The sequence below is a fragment of the Streptomyces sp. NPDC047081 genome (assembly GCF_040643775.1).
Lineage (GTDB): Bacteria > Actinomycetota > Actinomycetes > Streptomycetales > Streptomycetaceae > Streptomyces.
Genome location: NZ_JBEYUY010000004.1, coordinates 359,138 through 378,625 on the forward strand (window position 1 = coordinate 359,138; position 19,488 = coordinate 378,625).

Here is a 19,488-nt window from a genome sequence, read left to right on the forward strand (position 1 = left end):
CGAACTGCCCCTGGTCAGTGGGGACTTCACGCCCGGCAGGATGTTCCTCCGGGTGGCGGGTCCCGGCCGGGCCGGGTAAACGGAGGGCAAACAGGGCACTCGGAGGGTGCGCGCGGGGAGGGCCGCGTGCGGACCGTACGGGCGGCGGCCCCGTCGGCCAGGAGGAGGCGAGGCGAGGACATGGTCGTCCCGGAGAACCCGGAGACCACTCGGAGGCGGTCCGCGCTCTCCGACGGTCTCGGGCGCGCGCTGGAGGCCATCGGCACCGGGGCGTACGTCGTCGACGAAGAGGGCTGCATCGTCGCCGTCAACAGCCACGCCGAACGGCTCCTGGCCCGGTCCGCCGATCAGCTCCTGGACCGCGACGCCCACGACCTGCTGCACCGGGGGCCGCACGGCCAGTCGATGCCGAGGACCCAGTGCAGCATGCGGCGGGCCTTCCACGCCGGGCACGCGGCCCAGGGCGAGGGGGAGCACTTCGCCCGCCCGGACGGCTCGCTGCTGCGCGTCTCCTGGCTGATCAGCCCGTACGACCTCGGCGACGACGGCACCGGGACGCTGGTCGTCTTCCACACCGCCCGGCAGGAACCGGTCACCGCTCCCCCGCCCGAGCCGGCCGCCGCATCGCTCACCGAGCTCGAACGGCTGACGCTGCTGGCCGAGACCACGACCCGGCTGTCCTCCACCCTCGACGCCGACGAGACGCTCCAACGGCTGGTCCGCCTGGTCGTGCCCCGGCTCGCGGACTGGGCGGTCGTCGACCTGATCACGGAGCGGGACGAGGTGTGGCGCGCGGTCGTCGTGCACGCCGACGGCGACGGCCTGGTGCGCCGCGACGATCTCCAGGGGCCGATGCCCCCGGTCCCCGAGACGTCCCCGATGCCGCTGTCCCGGGCCCTGCGCGGTGTCGCCTCCACGCTGGCCGGGCCCCAGACCTACCGACGCACCCCGGACTCCGGCATCGCCGTCGAGCAACGCCACCTGTTCGAGGCCACCGGCATGCACTCCGCGGCCATCGCCCCCATCCGCAGCACCCGCGCCGTCCTGGGCGCCCTCACGCTGGGCCGCGCCGAGAACCCGGTCCCGTTCACCGCGGCCGAGCTCCCGCTGATCGAGGACATCGCGCGCCGGGCCGGCCTCGCTCTCGACAACGCCCGGCTCTACCAGCGCCAGCGCAAGGTCGCCGAGACCATGCAGAACCATCTGCTGCCGCAGATGCCCGGCGCACCGGATCTGCAGCTGACCGCCCGCTATCTGCCCGCGCCCGACGCCTCGCAGGTCGGCGGGGACTGGTACGACGCCTTCCTGCTGTCCGACGGGTCCACCGCCCTGGCCATCGGCGACGTCGTCGGCCACGACCTGGAGGCGGCGGCCGGCATGGCCCAGGTGCGCAACATGCTGCGCGCCTACGCCTGGTCCCAGCAGGAGCCGCCCAGCCGGATCGTGGAGCGGCTCGACCAGGCGGTCCAGCACATCACCGACGTCACCATGGCCACCATGATCTTCGGCCGGATCGAGGCGTCCGAGGCCGGGGACTGGCGGCTGTCGTGGACCAACGCGGGACATCCGCCGCCGCTGCTGATCACGCGTGAAGGCCTGGCCCAGTACCTCACCGACGGCCACGGCATCCTCCTGGGCGTCGGAGCCACCGCCCCGCGTCCCGACGCGATGGCCGTCCTGCCGCCCGGCTCGACGCTGGTCCTCTACACCGACGGCCTCATCGAAGCCCCCGGCCACACCCTCGACACGGGCCTGAACCGACTGCGCCGCCACGCAGCCGCCCTCGTCCACCGCCCCCTGACCGCCTTCACCGACCAACTCCTGCACCGCGTCCGCCCGACCACGAACGACGACGACGTCGCCTTGCTGGCCCTGCGCACGCCTGCGCCGGAGCACAGCCGCTGAGGGCCGACTGGCCGAATGACCGCCGCCCGGCTCAGCTCCAGGCAGTCACCGGTACGAACGAGCCGTCCTGGCGGAACAGGTCCGTCCCGTCCGTCGCGTTGAGGACCAGTTGGTAGTTGTAGTGGCGGAGGTAGTAGCCGGGGTAGTTGTACGACTCCCAGCGGATCGAGCCCGACGAGGATCCCGTGCGGGCGATGAACGTCGCGTCCTTGGCGAAGGTCGACGTGCCGTCGTTCGCGTCGAAGCGGGCGCGGTAGTTGTAGTGGCGCAGGTAGTTGCCGGACGCGTCGCGGAAGGAGAAGCCGTTGGAGTCGGCGAGGCCGGCCACCACCGTGAAGGTGGACGCCGACTTCTCCGCGCTGGTGCTGGAGCTCGTCACCACGGGGAGGTTGAGGAGAGAGGACTGCTCCTGCCAGTAGCGGGTGGTGTAGTTGGCCGACTGGAAGGAACGCGTGACGTTCTTCGCCAGGCTCGGGCCGCCCGACACCGTCTCCTTGATGACCGTGAAGTGGCGGGCCGTGCCGGAGATGGACGGGAGGGCCTTCGGGGCGCTCCAGGTGGCGAAGGTGTCGTAGCTGTCGCTGTAGTAGTAGTTCCCGTCGCCGTAGCCGTCGAAGAAGATCCGCCAGCCGCCGTTGTCCAGCTGGATCACGGACGGGCCCTCGCGGTAACTGCCCCAGCCGGCCCAGTCACCGGTCTTCGAGATCGTGTACGGGCCGGCGAGGCTGGACGCCGTGCCGTACTCGATGTACTTCGCCGTCTCGTTCTTGGTGAAGGCGTGGTAGGTCGAGCCGACCTTCACGATGTACGTGTCGATGTGGTTCGAGCCGATGCCGGACAGCGCCACCGGTGAAGTCCACGCCGTGAGCGCGGAGTTGGTCGCCGTGAGCAGATACGGCGTGAAGATCCACTCGTCGCTGGTGACCGAGCAGGACACGATGACGTTGACGCTGCCGTCGCTGTCGACGAACCACTCCGGCGCCCACGCCCGGGACAGATTGGTGATCGGGACCGTGTAGTCGTACAGGAAGGTCCAGTTGACGCGGTCCGAGCTGCGCGCGAAGCCGATGGTCGTGCTGACGTCCTGCCAGGTGTGCGTGGTGTAGGTGAGGTAGTAGTAGCCGTCCGTGTGCTTGAACACGCTCGCGTCGCGGATGCGGTTGCTCGGCGGGGTGTACGCGGAGGACTGCACGAGCCGGAAGTCGGTGGCGTCGTCGGACTGGTAGACGTTGACCGTGCCGTCGTCGCTGTTGAGGAACGGCACGATCGTGTACCGGGTGGCGGAGCCGCTCGCCGGTGCGGCGGCGAAGGCACCGCCGGGCAGCTCGCCCAGCAGCACGGCCGAGGCGGGCAGCGCCGCCATCGCGCGCAGCAGGGTACGGCGGGACAGGCTGGGGGGACGTGTGGTCACGGCGGCTCTCCCTGGTACGAAAACAGCGCTCCAATGTCCGACATGCCGAACATGGTTCGGAAAGTCGATCAGAAGGTAAGGGTGAGGTTTCTGGGACGTCAATGCTTCGCGCACGACTCGATGAGCCCTGTGTGAACACTGTGGCGCGCCCGCCCAACTGCCGCTCCCCGCAAGGCGTTCCGGCGAAGCGCTTTCGGACGTTACCGTTCGGTAGACAGTGTCGTCCCGGAGGTGTGCCGCATGACGCCCGACCGTTCCGCAGGCTTGCTGGAGACCGCGCGTGCGCTGGCCGACGGCGACTTCACCTCCCGGGCGCTCGTCGAGCAGACCCTCGCACGGATCGAGGCGACCCAGTCCTCCCTCAACGCCTTCCGGATCGTTCGCACCGAGGCCGCGCTCGCCGAAGCGGAGGCCGCAGACAAGGAGTTGGCCGCCGGAGCGCGCAAGCCGCTGCTCGGCGTCCCCGTCGCCGTCAAGGACGACATGGACGTCGCGGGCGAGCCGACCGCCTTCGGCTGCGAAGGCGAGTGGCCGTCCGTCGCCGAGGACGGGGAGGCGATACGGCGGCTGCGCGCGGCCGGGGCCGTCATCGTCGGGAAGACCAACACCTGCGAGTTCGGGCAGTGGCCGTTCACCGAAGGGCCGGCGTTCGGAGCGACCCGCAACCCCTGGAACACCGAGCACACGCCGGGCGGTTCGTCGGGGGGTTCGGCCGCCGCCGTGGCCGCCGGGCTCGTGCCCGCCGCGCTCGGCTCGGACGGTGCCGGGTCCGTGCGCATCCCCGCCTCCTGGACGCACCTCATCGGCATCAAGCCGCAGCGCGGCCGCATCTCGACCTGGCCGCGCGGCGAGTCCTTCCAGGGCATCACCGTCAACGGCACCCTGGCACGCACGGTCGCCGACGCGGCGTTGCTCCTCGACGCGGCGAGCGGCAACCACGAGCGGGACCCGCACCGGCCGCCGGCCATCGACGCCTCCGGGGCAGTCGGCCGCGACCCCGGGCGGCTGCGCATCGCGCTCTCCCTCAAGCCGCCGTTCACCGCCCTGCCCGCCCGCCTCCAGCCGGAGGTGCGCCGCCAGGTCCTTCAACTCGCCGAGAAGATCAGCGGGTTGGGGCATGTGGTCGAGGAGGCCGACCCGCCCTACGGCCAGATCGGGCTCACCTTCATCCCCCGCGCCACCGTCGGCCTCGCCGAGCGCGTCGGCGACGCCCCCTTCCCCGCGCTCCTCGACCGCCGCACCCGCGACGCCGCCCGGCTCGGCCGGCTGCTGGACGGGGCACCCCTGCGGGCGGCACGGCGGGCGGAGGCGGTGCTGCACCGTCGTATCGGCGGATTCTTCGAGTCGTACGACGTGGTCCTCGCGCCCACAACAGCCGCTCCCCCGCCGCGCGTCGGAGCGATGCTGCCGCTGAGCGGCTTCGCGACCGACCGGGCGATGATCGCCGCGTGCCCCTACGCCTGGCCGTGGAACGTGCTGGGCTGGCCCGGTGTCAACGTCCCCGCGGGCTTCGTCGGCGACGGGCTGCCCGTCGGCGCGCAGCTGCTCGGCCCGGCGGGCAGCGAGCCGTTGTTGATCTCGCTCGCCGCGCAGCTGGAGGCGGAGCTGCGCTGGCACGAGGCGTGGCCACCGGGGTGGGCGGTGACGGATTCCCCGGCGGCGTAAGGGGGTTGGGCCCGTGGTCCCCACCTTTTCGCGCCCCCGCGTTCGTGCCCCCAGTGCTTCGAGCGCCCTCTTGTCCGCTCGCTTTGCGCGCCAGGAGCATCGCCATGTGCACGGTCACGGGCCCAACCGGAGGAGGACACCCCGATGTTCGAGTCCCTGAAGAACCTCAAGGACAAGGCCGAGGACGTCGCCGAGGCCCACGGCGAGGCCATCGGCGACGGACTGGAGAAGGCGGGCGACCTGATCGACGAGAAGACGGACGGCAAGTACGGCGACCAGATCGACACCGGCGTGGACAAGGCCCAGGCCCTGGTCGAGCGCCTGGGCGAACAGGCCAGGGACTCCGCCAACTGACCTGTCCTCTAGGGTGCGTGCGTGACTGCGTTTACCGATGAGAACGTCCCGGGCCGCTTCGGGCCCACCGCCACCACCGAGGCCGATCCGCGCGAGGTCGGCAAGGTGCGCACCGAGTACGCGCCGGCGCACGACGGTGACCCCGACCCCGGCGAGATCGTGTGGACCTGGGTCCCCTTCGAGGAGAACGACGGCCGCGGCAAGGACCGGCCGGTCCTGGTCGTCGCCCGTGAGGCGGCCGGCACACTGCTCGCGGTGCAGCTGTCCAGCAAGCGGCACGACGGCGACCGCGAGTGGGTGGCCATCGGCAGCGGCCCGTGGGACAAGTCGGGGCGCGACTCCTGGGTCGACGTGGACCGGGTACTGCGCCTGCACGAGGCCGGCATGCGCCGCGAGGCGTGCGCCCTGGACCGGGGCAGGTTCAACCTGGTCCGCCACCGGCTGCACGAGCGCTACGGCTGGAACTGAACAACACGCGGGACGGGAACCCGACCCGTCCCTCCGCCATCTTCCTGGGTGAGTCCCCCGCAGCCGTCCCCCGTCTGCGGGGGACTCGCCTTGTCTGCCTAACTCTCTAATTCCCCTTGACCGGTTAGCCGGGTGATGATTGACTCCATCTGTAACCACTAAAAGCAACAACAACGGTTAGAGACGGAGTCCGGCATGACGACCATCCACCACCGTTACGCGACCGTTCGCGGCCGGCGGCTGTTCTACCGGGAGGCGGGGCCCTCCGACGCGCCCGCCATCGTGCTGCTGCACGGCTTCCCCACCAGCTCCTTCATGTTCCGCAACCTCATCCCGCTGCTCGCCGACCGCTACCACGTGATCGCCCCGGACCACCTCGGCTTCGGCCAGTCCGACGCGCCGTCCGTCGACGAGTTCGACTACACCTTCGACGCCCTGACGGACCTGACCCGCGACCTGCTGGCACAGCTCGGGGTCGGCCGGTACGCCCTGTACGTGCAGGACTACGGCGCCCCCGTCGGCTGGCGGCTCGCACTCGCCGACCCCGACGCGGTCACGGCGATCGTCAGCCAGAACGGCAACGGCTACGAGGCGGGGTTCGCGGAGAAGTTCTGGGCGCCGATACGGGCGTACTGGCAGGCCCGGACCCCCGAGACCGAGGCGTCGATGCGCGAGGCGCTGACGCTGGAGGTCACCAAGTGGCAGTACCTGCACGGGGTGCCGGACGAGAGCCTGGTCAGCCCCGACACCTGGCAGCACGACTTCGCGCTGCTGTCCCGGCCCGGCAACGACCTGGTGCAGCTCCAGCTGTTCGCCGACTACGCGGGCAACCTGCCGCTCTACCCGAAGCTGCACGCCTACCTGCGCGACAGCCGTGTGCCACTGCTGGCGGTCTGGGGCCGCAACGACGAGATCTTCCAGGCACCGGGCGCGCTGGCCTTCGCCGAGGACGCCCCGGACGCCGAGATCTGCCTCCTCAACGGCGGGCACTTCCTGCTGGAGAGCCACCTCGACGCCGCCGCCGGGATCATCCGGGGCTTCCTGGAGCGGTCCCTGCCGGAACGCTAGGGCTGCAACTGGCGCTCCGGGAACGCCCGTACGAAGGCGGCACGGGTCGTGCTGCCCGCCGTACGGTCGAGAATCCCGAAGGTCACGTGCTCGAAGGTCCGGGCGAAGTGGCCGGCGAGCAGGACGCGGAAGGCGTCCGCCACCTGCGCGGGGTCGTTCTGGAACACCCCGCAACCCCAGGCGCCCAGCACCAGCCGCCGGTAGCCGTTCGCCGCGGCCGTCTCCAACACCCGCTCGGCGCGGGCGGCCAGGGCTCCCGGGATGTCCGCGGCGCGCTCCGGGGTCGTACGGCGTACGACTCCCGCGTTCGGGGCCGCGGCTGTCAGGAAGCCCGCCGTGTACGGCTCGTCCAGCAGGCGGCCGCGGTCGTCGCGGAAGACGGGGACGGACGGCGAGTGGATGACACGGTCCGTGTAGAAGGCGTCGCGGTGGGAGCGGTGGTGGGCGTAGAACTCCGGGGTCCGCAGCAGGCAGGTGTACAGCGCGGAGGCGCGGCACAGGGCCTCTTCCTGGGCCTGCGCGCCGTTCAGGAAGCCGCCGCCGGGATTGCGGGCCGAGGCGAAGTTCAGGACGGCTACCTCGCCGCCGAGCCGGCGGGCGGCCTCCAGGCTGCTCTCCCCCGTGACCTCGAAGAACGTGTCGGCGGGAGGGATCTCCGGGACGGGCACGGGCTCCGGGCCGTACATGCGCGTACCGGCTCGGGCCGCCTCCACCCTCGTACCGATCGACACCTCGCGGCCGTCGGACGAGCGGTACACGCCCGCCGCGACGATCTGTTCCGTCTCGCGCGCGATGCCGCGCAGGCGCGCGCTCATGGCGCCACCCCCGTGTGCGCCACGCTCGCACGCCCTGCGCGCTCCCCCGTCGTGCTCATGCACGCATCGTGGGCGATGCTGGACTTGCGGTGCAACGGAGTTTTTTCCGCGTCCGCGAACACCCGGGAAAGCCGCAGGAAACGTCGGGAACGAGGAGATTACCGAGCCGGAACGTGCCGGTACGCACCCTTGTGCGAATCGACATCAGGGTTTTGGGTGGGACGAGTGCCGCCGTCCGGGCGCCTGACGGGCCGGGTCGGCGGCATGGTGGAACCTCAGAAGGGATCCCGACATGTCCGATTCCGCCACCGACTGCAGCGACTGTACGGAGCCACGCACCGCCCTGACCGAAGCCGAGGTGGAGGCCCTGGTCAGGGGCATCTGCTTCAAGACCGGCCCACCTCGCGGCATCGGGGTCGAAGTGGAATGGCTCGTCCACGAGCTGCGGACACCGCAGCTCCCCGTGACACCCGAACGACTCGCGGCGGCCTATGCCGCACTGCGTACCGTGCCCCTGAGGTCGGCGCTCACCGTTGAGCCCGGCGGCCAGCTGGAGCTGAGCTCGCCGCCCGCCACCTCCCTGATGGAGTGCATCGGTACCGTCTCCGCCGACCTCGACGCCGTCCGCACGGCGCTCGCCGGGCACGGTCTCGGCCTCGTCGGCCTCGGCCACGACCCCTGGCACCCGCCCCGCCGGTTCCTGCGCGAACCGCGTTACGACGCCATGGAGACCTGCCTCGACCGGACCGGACCGGCCGGTCGCCGCATGATGTGCACCTCGGCCTCCGTCCAGGTCTGCCTGGACGCCGGGTACGAGGAGCCCGGCCCGCTCGGCCACGGGCGGCGCTGGTGGCTGGCGCACCAGCTCGGCGCGGTCCTGGTGGCCGCCTTCGCCAACTCCCCGCTGGCCGTCCACGAGCCCACGGGCTGGCACTCCACCCGGCAGCTGCTGTGGATGGAGATCGGCCCGGGCCGGGCGGGCGCGCCCGAGCTCGACGGCGATCCGCGCACGTCCTGGGCCCGGCACGTCCTGGACTCCCCGGTGATGTGCGTACGGCGGGACGCCGGCCCCTGGGACGTGCCCGAGGGGCTGACCTTCCGGGAGTGGACCAGGTCGGGGGCGCCGCGGCCGCCGACCAGGGAGGACCTCGACTACCACATCACGACGCTGTTCCCGCCGGTCAGACCGCGCGGGTTCCTGGAACTGCGGATGATCGACGCGCAGCCCGGCGACGACGGGTGGATCGTGCCGCTGGCCGTGACGGCGGCGCTGTTCGAGGACGCGGAGGCCGCCGAGACCGCCTACCGGACCGTGAAGCCGCTGGCCGAGCGCTCCGTCGGGTTGCCGGCCCCGCACAACCCGCTGTGGACCGACGCGGCCCGGCACGGGCTCGCCGATCCGGAGCTGCAGGAGGCGGCCGTCGTCTGTTTCGAGGCGGCGCTGGAGGCCCTGCCCCGGCTCGGCGCGACCACCGCCGTCACCGACGCCGTGACGGCGTACCTGGACCGCTATGTCGTCCAGGGCCGCACCCCCGCCGACGACCTGCTGGACCGACCGCGCGGCACGGACGACCGCGCTCATGGGAAGGACACCCGCACATGACCGACCCCGCCATCGACGCCGAAGCGCTCCGGGAGCGGGCCCTGACCACCCTCACCACCGCCCGGGACCGCACCACGCTGCTGACCAGCTGCGTCGAGGACCCCGACCTCACCGCCCAGCACTCCCCGCTGATGTCCCCGCTGGTCTGGGACCTCGCGCACATCGGCAACCAGGAGGAGCTGTGGCTGCTGCGGGCCGTCGCCGGCCGGGACGCGATGCGCCCCGAGATCGACGGCCTGTACGACGCCTTCGAGCACCCGCGCTCCGAACGCCCCACCCTGCCCCTGCTGCCGCCCGGTGAGGCCCGCGCCTATGCGGCCGAGGTGCGCGGCCGGGTGATGGACGTGCTGGAGAGCGCCGACTTCCACGGGACGCGGCTGACGGAGGCGGGCTTCGCCTTCGGGATGATCGCGCAGCACGAACAGCAGCACGACGAAACGATGCTGATCACCCATCAGCTGCGGAAGGGGCCGCAGGCCCTGACCGCCCCGGACCCGGAGCCGGTGCCGCTGTACACCGGTCCGTCCGAAGTCCTCGTCCCCGGCGGCCCGTTCACCATGGGCACCTCCACCGAGCCGTGGGCACTGGACAACGAACGCCCCGCGCACCGGCGCGAGGTGGCCCCCTTCCGCATCGACACGACACCGGTCACCAACGGCGCCTACCGGGCGTTCATCGACGACGGCGGCTACGACAACGAGCGCTGGTGGACGGCGGCCGGCTGGGCGCACATCCGTGAACACTCCATCCAGGCACCGCTGTTCTGGAAGCGCGACGGCAAGCAGTGGCTACGGCGCCGCTTCGGTGTCACCGAGGTGGTACCGGCCGACGAGCCGGTGCTGCACGTGTGCTGGTACGAGGCCGACGCCTACGCCCGCTGGGCAGGTCGGCGGCTGCCCACCGAGGTGGAGTGGGAGAAGGCCGCCCGGCACGACCCGGCGACCGGGCGCTCGATGCGCTACCCGTGGGGCGACGCGGACCCGGCGCCGGAGCACGCCAACCTCGGCCAGCGCCATCTGCGCCCGGCCCCGGCAGGCAGCTACCCGGCCGGTGAATCGCCGCTCGGCGTACGGCAGTTGATCGGCGACGTGTGGGAGTGGACCTCCAGCGACCTCACGCCGTACCCGGGCTTCCAGGCCTTCCCCTACAAGGAGTACTCGGAGGTGTTCTTCGGGCCGGAGTACAAGGTGCTGCGCGGCGGTTCGTTCGCCGTGGACCCGGTGGCCTGCCGGGGGACGTTCCGCAACTGGGACTACCCGATCCGGCGGCAGATCTTCTCCGGGTTCCGCACCGCCCGGTCCGCGGAGGCCGTCTGATGTGCCGTCACCTGGCCTATCTGGGCCCCGAGGAGCCGCTCGGCAGACTCCTCGTGGAGCCCGCGCACAGCCTGTACCGGCAGTCGTGGGAGCCCCGGCGGCAGCGGTACGGGACGGTCAACGCCGATGGTTTCGGGGTGGGTTGGTACGCCGAGGGCGATCCGGTGCCGGCCCGCTACCGCCGGGCCGGGCCCATCTGGGCGGACCTGTCCTTCGCCGACCTGGCCCGGGTGATCCGCACCGGCGCGCTCCTTGCCGCCGTACGCGACGCGACCCTGTCGGGTGCCGACGCGGAGGCCGCGGCGGCGCCCTATGCGAGCGGGCCCTGGCTGTTCAGCCACAACGGGGCGGTCAGGGGATGGCCGCGTTCGCTGGCCCCGCTCGTGCCGAGCCTGCCCGCGGCGGACGTGCTCTCACTGGAGGCGCGAAACGATTCCGCGCTGGTGTGGGCGCTGGTCCTGGCACGACTGCGGGCCGGTGACGACGAGGGGCAGGCGCTGGCCGACACGGTGCTGGAGGTCGCCGAGGCGGCCCCCGGCTCCCGGCTGAACCTGCTGCTCACCAACGGCGAGAGCATCACCGCGACCACCTGGGGCGACACCCTGTGGTACCTCAGCCGCCCCGGCCGCAGCACCGTCGTGGCCTCCGAGCCCTACGACGACGACCCGCACTGGCAGGAGGTCCCCGACCGCACTCTCCTCGCGGCGAGCCGCACCGACGTACTGCTGACGCCTCTGAAAGAGCCGAGCGACGCCTTGGCCACCGCACTGCCGAAGGAGCCCCGTACGTGAGTCCGTTCCTTCTCACCCGCACCCTGCCCGAGGACGCCACGGAGGCGGCGCTGCGCGCCGACGTCCACCACGGCCTCACGGGCACCCCCAAGACACTGCCGCCGAAATGGTTCTACGACGCCCACGGCAGCGAACTCTTCGAGCAGATCACCGAGTTGCCCGAGTACTACCCCACCCGCGCCGAGCGGGAGATCCTGATCGCCCGCTCCGGCGAGATCGCCGCGGCGACACACGCCCGCACCCTGGTCGAGCTCGGCTCCGGATCCTCGGAGAAGACGCGGTACCTGCTCGACGCGCTGACCGGACTGCACACGTACGTCCCGGTCGACGTCAGCGAGAGCGCGCTCACGCAGGCCGGCCAAGCGCTCGTCGCGGAGCGTCCCGGGCTCCAGGTGCACGCCCTGATCGCCGACTTCACCGCGGGACTGACCCTGCCGGACACTCCCGGCCCCCGGCTGCTCGCCTTCCTCGGCGGCACGATCGGCAACCTGCTGCCGCCGGAGCGGGCCGCCTTCTTCGCCGCCGTCCGCTCCCTCCTCTCCCCCGGTGACGCGCTGCTGCTCGGCACGGACCTGGTGAAGGACGAGAAGGTGCTGGTCGAGGCGTACGACGACGCGGCCGGGGTGACGGCGGCGTTCAACAAGAACGTCCTCACCGTGGTCAACCGCGAGCTGCACGCCGACTTCGATCCCACCGCCTTCGACCACGTCGCCCTGTGGGACACCGCGAACGAGTGGATCGAGATGCGGCTGCGCTCCCGCACCACTCAGACGGTCAAGATCCCGGCACTGGACCTCGCCGTCGACTTCGCCGAGGGCGAGGAACTGCGCACCGAGGTGTCGGCGAAGTTCCGCAAGGAGGGCGTGCGGGCCGAGCTGGCCGCGGCGGGGCTCGATCTCGCGCACTGGTGGACGGACGAGGAGGGCCGCTTCGCACTGTCGCTGAGCAAGGTGCGCTGAGCGTGGTGCGCTGACCTCTTCACACGGCGAGGCGGGTGTCCGGACGGGCATCCGCCCCGCCTCCGTGTCCGCGGGCGCCCGACCCGCCTGCCCGTCCTTTCGTGAATGACGGTCGGCCGATGACGGTCAGTTTTCGAGAAGCCTCCGCCCGTGGCCGGTTCCTAGCATGGGATTGTCCCGATCGGATCCGGCCCAGGAGGCACCCATGAAGCGCACGCAGACGCCCGCCGAGAGCACCTCCGCGACCGGGAAGTCGTACGACGGATTCACGGACGAGGAGCGCGGCGCGATGAAGGAGCGCGCGCAGGAGCTGAAGGCCGCCGCGCGGCGCGGGTCGCGGGCGGGCAAGGCCGATCCCGAGGCCGAGGTGCTCGCGAAGATCGCCGAGATGGCGGAGGCGGACCGGGTGCTCGCGGAGCGGATCCACGCGATCGTCAGGGAGAACGCGCCGGAGCTGGCGCCGAAGCTGTGGTACGGGATGCCCGCGTACGCCAGGAACGGCAAGGTCGTCTGCTTCTTCCAGGCCGCGCAGAAGTTCAAGGCGCGCTACGCCACGCTCGGCTTCAACGACGAGGCACGGCTCGACGAGGGCTCCCTGTGGCCGACCGCCTTCGCGGTACGGGAGTTGACCGCCGCCGACGAGGCGTTCGTCGCCGCGCTGGTCAAGAGGGCGGTGGGCTGAGGCCGGGCGGCGGCGCCGTGCTGCCGCGCACCTCAAGAGACGGGGTCGCGAGGTCGACCCGGGCCGGGCGGCCCGGGTCCGCGATCCGGTCGAGGAGGTACTGGGCGGCACGCCGGCCGACGTCGTGGCCGGCGTTGTCCACGGTCGTGAGCCACAGGTGGCGCAGCTGGGAGAGGTACGTGTTGTCGTAGCCGACCAGCGACAGGTCCCGGGGCACGACGAGTCCGGTCTCCTCGGCCGCCGACAGGGCGCCGACGCAGGTCACGTCGTTGACGGCGAAGACGGCGGTCGGGCGCTGCGGGCGGCTCAGGAGCCGGACGGTGGCCCGGTAGCCGCCCTCCTCCGTGAAGTCGCCCTGTTCCACCACGGCCGACCCGGCCAGGCCGTGCTCCCGCATCGTCGCCTCGAAGCTCCGGCGGCGCAGCTCGCCGATGGCGCCCTGGCCCGCGATGTGGGCGATGTGCCGGTGACCGAGGCCGATGAGGTGCTCGGTGGCCAGGCGGGCGCCGAGCTCGTCGTCGTTGGCGACGATGTCCACGGCCGGCAGGTCGGGCTCCCGGGTGCCCGCGACGACGGTGGGGACGCGGTCGGCCGCGGTGCGCAGCACGCCGGGGTCCTGCAGGGTGCCGACCGCGACCAGGCCGTCCACGCGCAGCTCGGTGAAGGTGTGGGTGAGGTCCTCGCCGAGGCGCCGGTTGAGGTGGCCGTCGGCGAGCAGCACGTGCAGACCGCTGTCGTACAGGCGGGCGTGGAGTCCGTCGAGGAGGTCCACGAACCAGGGGTTGCGCATGTCGTTCAGGAGCACGCCCACGGTGCGGGTGCGGCGCTCGCTGAGGCTGCGGGCGGCCGCGTTGGGCCGGTAGCCGAGCTCCTCGACCGCCGTGAGCACGGCCTGCCGCTTCTCGGGCCGGACCTGCTCCGAGCCGCGCAGCACCAGCGAGACCAGTGACTTCGAGACACCGGCGCGCTCGGCGACGTCGCGGATCGTGGGCGGTTTCATCCTTGGACCGTTCCATAGCCCATGCGGCCTTGTAAAGACCTTGACACATGGACCTATGCGCTCCATCGTGTGGCCTCAGGTTATGGACCGGTCCAAAGAAGGGCAGTCATCGTGAGTACGCTCGGCGTCGCCGTCGTGGGATTCGGCTGGATGGGACGGGTGCACACCCAGGCGTACGCCCGTGTCCTGCACCATTTCCCGCAGCTGTCCGTCCGCCCGGAGCTGGTGTCCGTGGCCGACGAGGTGCCCGGCCGTCCGGAGGAGGCCGTGGCGCAGTACGGCTTCGCCTCCGGGGTCCGTGACTGGCGGGAGGTGGCCGCCGACCCGCGGGTGCGGGCCGTCAGCATCACCGCGCCGAACTTCCTGCACCGGGAGATCGGCGTCGCGATGGCCGAGGCGGGCAAGCACATCTGGATCGAGAAGCCGGTCGGACTGAGCGCGGCGGACGCCCGCGCGGTCGCCGACGCGGTCGCCAAGTCGGGCGTCCAGGGCACGGTGGGCTTCAACTACCGTAACGCTCCCGCGGTTTCGTACGCCCGCGAGCTGATCGCCTCCGGCGGGATCGGCGCCGTCACGCACGTCCGCATCCGCCTCTTCAGCGACTACGCGGCGCATCCGGAGGGCGCACTGACCTGGCGTTACGAGCGTGAGCGCGGCGGCAGCGGAGTGCTGGGCGACCTGGCCTCGCACGGCGTGGACCTGGCCCGCTTCCTGCTCGGCGAGATCACCTCGCTGGCTGCCGACACGGCCGTGTTCATCCCGGAGCGGGCCCGGCCCACCGGCGCTACAGCGGGCCACACCCGGGCCACGGGTGGCGAGTTGGGCCCGGTCGAGAACGAGGACTACGTCAACTGTCTGCTCCGCTTCGCCTCCGGCGCGCGTGGTGTCCTGGAGGCCTGCCGGGTCTCGGTGGGCGAGCAGAACAACTACGGCTTCGAGGTGCACGGCACCGAGGGGGCGGTGTTCTGGGACTACCGCCGGATGGGCGAGATCGCGGTCAGCCGCGGCACGGCGTACCAGGACCAGCCGGTCAGCACGGTCTTCGTCGGCCCCGGCCAGGGCGAGTACGCGGCCTTCCAGCCCGGCGCCGCCAACCCCATGGGCTACGACGACCTCAAGGTGGTCGAGGCGCACAACTTCCTGCGCTCCATCGCCGAGAACTCCCCGCACGGGGCGACCCTCGCCGACGCCGTGCACAGCGCGACCGCCCTGGACGCGATGACCCGCTCGGCCGAGCAGGGCAGCTGGGTGAGCCTCGCGTGAGTGCCGTGCGCCGTTCAGTGCCCGGCACGCGAGAGCGCCTGGCATCGGGCGTGCGCGGCCGGCGGCTCAGGTCAGGCGGTTCAGGATCACCGTGATCCGCTCGGAGGCACGGCGCGCCTCGGTCGCCGGGTCGGCCCCCAGCAGGACCTTGGTCATGTAGGGCTTGATCGGGTTGTCGGCCTCGACCGCGCCCCACTGGGGGGTGCTCGGAGTCGCCCGTCCCCGCGCGGCTCCGGCCGCCATGGCCGCGACCCCCTCCTCGCCGGCGACGGACGTGGCGAGCTTCTTCTTGTTCGGGACGTAGTTCATGGTCCGGGCGAGCTCGGTGTCCCACTTGGCGCCGGTGAGGGCGGCCACCACCGCGACGGCGCCGTCCCGTTCGCCGGTGTTGTTCGGTACGACGAGGTCGGAGCCGCCGGTGAAGACCGCACCGGGCCTGGCCGCGGTCCCGCCCGGTACGGGGAAGAAGCCCAACTTCCCTTCCAGGTCCGGATTCTGCTGCACGACCGTGCGGGCCAGTCCGGGAACCGCCACGATCTGTGCGACCCGTCCCTTGGCGAACACGCCTGCCTGGGGCGGGTGTTCCTCGTCCGCGCGGGCCGGGCCGCCGCCGAGGGACTGGAGGCGCCGGTAGTAGTCCATGCCGCGCAGGGCCGCCGGGGTGTCCAGCGTGCCCCGCCAGCCACCGCCGTTGCCGCCGTCGTCCGCGAGGTCGCCGCCCTCGTCCCAGATGAAGCCCGCGAGGGTGTACCAGTCCTGTCCGGCGAGATAAATGCCCTGATTCCCACCGGAGTTGAGCCGTTCGGTGACGGTGAGCCACTCGTCGCGGGTGCGCGGCGGGGTCTTCACGCCGGCCCGGGTGAAGAGGTCCTTGCGGTAGACGACGACGCGGTTGGCCGCGTACCAGGGGATGCCGTACTGGTGGGACAGGGACTTCCCGGGTTCGGCGAGGCCCGGCAGCCAGTCGTCGCTCCCCCAGTGCAGCGCCGACTCCAGGGTCAGGTCGAGCAGCCGGTCGCCCTCCACGTACTGCGGGACCTGGGTGTTGCCGACCTCGATGACATCGGGCCCCTTGCCCGGGTCGGCGTCGAGCACGGCCTGCACCTTCGGGCCGATGCCGGTCCACTGCTGGATGCGGATGTCCAGGCGCAGGTTCGCGTGCTCGCGCTCGAAGGCCTCGGTGAACCGGCGCAGGAAGGCCGGCGAGGCGCTGCCCTTCATCAGCCACACGGTGACGGTGCGGCGGTCGGACCCGTGCGGTACGAGTCCGCACGCGCCGACGAGACCGAGCGGGGCCAGGGCGAGGAGGCTGCGGCGTCTCATGTGGGGTCCTGTTCTGTCTGGCGGACAGGGCGAAGGGCCCGACATGGGGGGACGAGCGTGAGGCTCGAACGGGTGTGCAGGATTTTGGTATGGACCAATACGGGCGGTCAAGGGTGCCGAGCCCGGGGAACCGACGTCTCGCGCTCCGTCGCAGCTTGGGGCACGGTGGAGTGACGCGTGACACACGTGACGCTCCGGTCATCACGGACGTACGGAGAGGAGCACCCGCATGTCGAACCACACCTACCGGGTCACTGAGATCGTCGGCACCTCGCCCGAGGGTGTCGACGAGGCGATCCGCAACGGCATCAGCCGCGCCTCGCAGACCCTGCGCAATCTGGACTGGTTCGAGGTGACGCAGGTCAGGGGCCAGATCGAGGAGGGGCGGATCGCGCACTGGCAGGTCGGCCTGAAGGTGGGTTTCCGGCTGGACGAGTCGGACTGACGCCCGTCGCAGGGCGACTCAGGTGCGCCCCTCTCCTTCCTGTGCCGCCTCCAGCGCGGCGGACGGGGCGGTCCATCGTGCCCGTACGACGGTGAACCCGGCCCGTTCGGCGTCCTCGCAGACCAGCTCGTCGTCGTCCACGAACACCCGGATCTCCCGGGTGCGGGCGAGGCGGCGCAGGATCTCCAGCTTGGTGCGGCGCGCGGGCCTGCGGTCGTCGTTGCGCCGCATGTGGATCCGCCCGTCGGGCAGCCCCTGCGCGGTGAGCCAGTCGAGCGTGTCGCGCCGGCAGCGCTCGGGCCTACCGGTCAGATAGACGATCTCGCACTCCTCGACGCTCTCCAGCACCAGTTCGACGCCCTCCGGGATCGGTGGGTCGTCGGGCGCGGCGGCGAAGAACGCGTCCCAGTCGCGCGGCTTGCGCTCCAGGAACCGCTGCCGATGACTGGTGTCGGCAAGGGTGTTGTCCAGGTCGAAGACTGCGATGGGGCGAGCGCTGCGATCGGTCACACGCTCACCTTAGGCAGCCGCCGCCGGGAGGCCCCAGCCACAACGCGTCGATCCGGACGGCGGCAGCGGCGAGCGCGACTCCGGCCCGCCCGACCCGGTGGCATGGCTCGCCAGGCGCATCGATCATGCTTCTCCCATGTCATCCGCCTTCCCCTCCCCCCGCCGAACCCTGATCGGCGCGGCCGGGCAACGCCCCTGCACGCTCGTCGTATGCCGGGGCTGCTGCTGCGGCGACCCGCGCAAGCACCCCGGAACCGACCACGCCTGGCAGCTGGACCGCCTGCGGGCCGCCGCGGCCGAGCACGGCTTCCTGGTCCGTACGACCGACTGCCTCGGCCCCTGCGACCAGGCGAACGTCATCGTCGTACAGCCATCGGCCGCGGGACGCCGGGCGGGCGGCCGGGCCACCTGGGTCGGCTTCGCCATGGACGACGACTGCACGGATGAGCTGATCGGCTGGGCGGCGGCGGGCGGACCGGGCCTGGCGGAGCCGCCGGTGACCTTGGAGCTGCAGTTCATCCAGCCACCACGGGACGCCCGGGTGCGCAGCCGTCGCTGAGCGCCGGGCCCCAACAATTGTTAATGGGATCCATTTTCATATAGCGTTCTCGGTGCCCGTCACCGAGGAGGTTCCCATGGCTGTTCCCAAGCGGAAGACGTCCCGCAGCAACACCCGTCACCGCCGCGCCCAGTGGAAGGCGACCACGCCACCGCTGGTCCCCGTCACGATCGACGGCGTCGCCCACCTCGTACCGCAGCACCTGGTCAAGGCGTACCAGCGCGGGCTGCTGCGGCCGGAGGACTGAGCGAGGAATCCTGGGAGTTCCACAGCGTTGAACCCTGCATGAGCTCCCTGATCGCCCAGACCCGGTTCTCCGTGCTCGACCGGTCCCGCACCCGCGAAGGGCACACGAACGCCGAGGCGTTGCGGGACACCGTCGGGCTGGCCCGGGAGGTGGAGCGGCTCGGGTTTCACCGGTTCTGGGTGTCCGAGCATCACGGGGTACCCGGGGTCGCCGGGTCCGCGCCCACCGTGCTGGCCGCCGCCGTCGCGGGGGCGACGCGAACGATCCGGGTCGGTACCGGGGGCGTGATGCTGCCCAATCACCGGCCGCTGGTGGTCGCCGAGCAGTTCGGGGTGCTGGAGTCCCTCTTCCCCGGGCGGATCGACATGGGGCTCGGGCGGTCCGTGGGCTTCACCGACGGCGTGCGCCGGGCGCTCGGGCGGGACAAGGGGGACGCCGAGGACTTCGCCGGGCAGCTCGGCGAGTTGCTGGGTTGGTTCCGGGGGACCTCGCCGACCGGCGTGCACGCCCGGCCCGCCGAGGGCCTGACCGTGCCGCCGTTCGTGCTCGCCATGGGCGAGGGCGCCGGCATCGCGGCCCGCGCGGGCCTGCCCATGGTCATCGGCGACCTCCGCAACCGGGAGAAGATGCAGCGCGGCATCGACCACTACCGCGAGCACTTCCGGCCCTCCGAGTGGGCCCGGGAGCCGTACGTCGTGATCTCGGGGACCGTCGCGGTGGCCGCCACGCCCGAGCAGGCCCGGCGGCTGCTGATACCGGAGGCCTGGTCGATGGCGTACTCCCGCACGCACGGCACCTTCCCGCCGCTGCCGCCCGCCGAGCGCGTCGAGGGTCTCGCCCTGGGCGACAAGGAGCGCGGCTTCTACGAGTCCGGGCTCGCCGGGCACATCGCGGGCACCGAGGAGCAGGTCGCCCACGAGCTGGAGACGGTGCTGAAGGAGACGGGAGCGCAGGAGGTGCTGGTGACGACCAGTACGTACGACCGGGCGGCGCTCGTGGAGTCGTATCGCAGGCTGGCGGGGATCCTCGGCGGGAGCTGACGGCTCCGGTCAGTATTCGAGAAGCGCCGCACCCGGAGGCCCGGCTAGCGTGGCGGTCATGTGC

The 19,488-nt window shown here is 71.9% G+C and carries 20 protein-coding genes; 15 read left to right on the plus strand and 5 right to left on the minus strand.

Features of this window, described 5'->3' with window-relative positions:
* Positions 1-180 precede the first annotated feature (180 nt).
* On the plus strand, positions 181-1,905 hold the full coding sequence (locus ABZ848_RS10040) for a SpoIIE family protein phosphatase (RefSeq protein ID WP_360828631.1): 1,725 nt from the start codon (positions 181-183) through the stop codon (positions 1,903-1,905).
* Positions 1,906-1,936: 31 nt separating this feature from the next.
* On the opposite strand, the gene ABZ848_RS10045 is transcribed toward ABZ848_RS10040, so the two are convergent.
* A complete protein-coding gene (locus tag ABZ848_RS10045) occupies positions 1,937-3,316 on the minus strand; it encodes a glycoside hydrolase family 43 protein (protein ID WP_360828217.1) in 1,380 nt (459 codons plus the stop codon).
* A 240-nt stretch (positions 3,317-3,556) separates the two neighbouring features.
* Between ABZ848_RS10045 and ABZ848_RS10050 the strand changes: the two genes are divergently transcribed.
* From ABZ848_RS10050 to ABZ848_RS10065, 4 genes are all read left to right on the plus strand, one after another.
* Entirely contained in the window at positions 3,557-4,981 is a 1,425-nt protein-coding gene (locus tag ABZ848_RS10050) for an amidase (protein WP_360828220.1), read from the plus strand.
* A 144-nt stretch (positions 4,982-5,125) separates the two neighbouring features.
* Positions 5,126-5,335, plus strand: a complete 210-nt coding sequence (locus ABZ848_RS10055) for an antitoxin (protein WP_360828223.1) — start codon at positions 5,126-5,128, stop codon at positions 5,333-5,335.
* Positions 5,336-5,356: 21 nt separating this feature from the next.
* Positions 5,357-5,803 carry a type II toxin-antitoxin system PemK/MazF family toxin gene (locus tag ABZ848_RS10060; RefSeq protein WP_360828226.1) on the plus strand — a complete coding sequence of 149 codons (447 nt, stop codon included), beginning with the start codon at positions 5,357-5,359 and terminating at the stop codon, positions 5,801-5,803.
* A gap of 195 nt (positions 5,804-5,998) precedes the next feature.
* A complete protein-coding gene (locus ABZ848_RS10065; RefSeq protein WP_360828229.1) occupies positions 5,999-6,871 on the plus strand; it encodes an alpha/beta hydrolase in 873 nt (290 codons plus the stop codon).
* Here ABZ848_RS10065 and ABZ848_RS10070 read toward each other — a convergent pair.
* Positions 6,868-7,686 carry a TIGR02452 family protein gene (locus ABZ848_RS10070; protein WP_360828231.1) on the minus strand — a complete coding sequence of 273 codons (819 nt, stop codon included), beginning with the start codon at positions 7,684-7,686 and terminating at the stop codon, positions 6,868-6,870. The genes ABZ848_RS10065 and ABZ848_RS10070 overlap by 4 nt on opposite strands.
* A 292-nt stretch (positions 7,687-7,978) precedes the next feature.
* On the opposite strand from ABZ848_RS10070, the gene egtA reads away from it, so the two are divergent.
* The 5 genes from egtA to ABZ848_RS10095 all read left to right on the plus strand — a co-directional run bounded on the left by egtA (position 7,979) and on the right by ABZ848_RS10095 (position 13,037).
* Entirely contained in the window at positions 7,979-9,289 is a 1,311-nt protein-coding gene (gene egtA, locus ABZ848_RS10075) for an ergothioneine biosynthesis glutamate--cysteine ligase EgtA (RefSeq protein WP_360828234.1), read from the plus strand.
* Positions 9,286-10,605 (plus strand): ergothioneine biosynthesis protein EgtB, encoded by a 1,320-nt coding sequence (egtB, locus tag ABZ848_RS10080; RefSeq protein WP_360828237.1) that lies wholly within the window; start codon positions 9,286-9,288, stop codon positions 10,603-10,605. The genes egtA and egtB overlap by 4 nt, the downstream gene beginning before the upstream one ends.
* Positions 10,605-11,396, plus strand: coding sequence for an ergothioneine biosynthesis protein EgtC (egtC, locus tag ABZ848_RS10085; RefSeq protein WP_360828240.1), 792 nt, complete (start codon positions 10,605-10,607; stop codon positions 11,394-11,396). The genes egtB and egtC overlap by 1 nt, the downstream gene beginning before the upstream one ends.
* Positions 11,393-12,355 carry an L-histidine N(alpha)-methyltransferase gene (egtD, locus tag ABZ848_RS10090; RefSeq protein WP_360828243.1) on the plus strand — a complete coding sequence of 321 codons (963 nt, stop codon included), beginning with the start codon at positions 11,393-11,395 and terminating at the stop codon, positions 12,353-12,355. The genes egtC and egtD overlap by 4 nt, the downstream gene beginning before the upstream one ends.
* A 205-nt stretch (positions 12,356-12,560) precedes the next feature.
* The gene (locus ABZ848_RS10095; RefSeq protein WP_360828246.1) at positions 12,561-13,037 is read left to right on the plus strand and encodes a hypothetical protein; all 477 of its coding nucleotides are present in this window, start codon (positions 12,561-12,563) and stop codon (positions 13,035-13,037) included.
* Here the strand turns inward: ABZ848_RS10095 and ABZ848_RS10100 are convergent.
* Complete coding sequence (locus ABZ848_RS10100; protein ID WP_360828249.1) at positions 13,018-14,037, minus strand: LacI family DNA-binding transcriptional regulator; 1,020 nt, start codon at positions 14,035-14,037, stop codon at positions 13,018-13,020. The genes ABZ848_RS10095 and ABZ848_RS10100 overlap by 20 nt on opposite strands.
* A 108-nt stretch (positions 14,038-14,145) precedes the next feature.
* Here ABZ848_RS10100 and ABZ848_RS10105 point away from each other — a divergent pair, with 108 nt between their 5' ends.
* Positions 14,146-15,300, plus strand: coding sequence for a Gfo/Idh/MocA family oxidoreductase (locus ABZ848_RS10105; protein WP_360828634.1), 1,155 nt, complete (start codon positions 14,146-14,148; stop codon positions 15,298-15,300).
* Between the two features lie 66 nt (positions 15,301-15,366).
* Here ABZ848_RS10105 and ABZ848_RS10110 read toward each other — a convergent pair whose 3' ends face one another.
* The gene (locus tag ABZ848_RS10110; RefSeq protein WP_360828252.1) at positions 15,367-16,623 is read right to left on the minus strand and encodes an extracellular solute-binding protein; all 1,257 of its coding nucleotides are present in this window, start codon (positions 16,621-16,623) and stop codon (positions 15,367-15,369) included.
* Positions 16,624-16,852: 229 nt separating this feature from the next.
* On the opposite strand from ABZ848_RS10110, the gene ABZ848_RS10115 reads away from it, so the two are divergent.
* Positions 16,853-17,068, plus strand: coding sequence for a dodecin (locus tag ABZ848_RS10115; RefSeq protein ID WP_242776144.1), 216 nt, complete (start codon positions 16,853-16,855; stop codon positions 17,066-17,068).
* A gap of 18 nt (positions 17,069-17,086) precedes the next feature.
* Here the strand turns inward: ABZ848_RS10115 and ABZ848_RS10120 are convergent, their stop codons facing one another.
* The gene (locus tag ABZ848_RS10120; protein WP_360828255.1) at positions 17,087-17,578 is read right to left on the minus strand and encodes an HAD family acid phosphatase; all 492 of its coding nucleotides are present in this window, start codon (positions 17,576-17,578) and stop codon (positions 17,087-17,089) included.
* 136 nt (positions 17,579-17,714) lie between these two features.
* Here ABZ848_RS10120 and ABZ848_RS10125 point away from each other — a divergent pair, with 136 nt between their 5' ends.
* From ABZ848_RS10125 to ABZ848_RS10135, 3 genes are all read left to right on the plus strand, one after another.
* Positions 17,715-18,137 (plus strand): (2Fe-2S) ferredoxin domain-containing protein, encoded by a 423-nt coding sequence (locus tag ABZ848_RS10125; protein WP_360828258.1) that lies wholly within the window; start codon positions 17,715-17,717, stop codon positions 18,135-18,137.
* A gap of 76 nt (positions 18,138-18,213) precedes the next feature.
* Positions 18,214-18,384 (plus strand): 50S ribosomal protein L32, encoded by a 171-nt coding sequence (gene rpmF, locus ABZ848_RS10130; RefSeq protein WP_360828261.1) that lies wholly within the window; start codon positions 18,214-18,216, stop codon positions 18,382-18,384.
* Between the two features lie 38 nt (positions 18,385-18,422).
* The gene (locus tag ABZ848_RS10135) at positions 18,423-19,424 is read left to right on the plus strand and encodes an LLM class flavin-dependent oxidoreductase (protein ID WP_360828264.1); all 1,002 of its coding nucleotides are present in this window, start codon (positions 18,423-18,425) and stop codon (positions 19,422-19,424) included.
* The last annotated feature ends 64 nt before the right edge of the window (positions 19,425-19,488 follow it).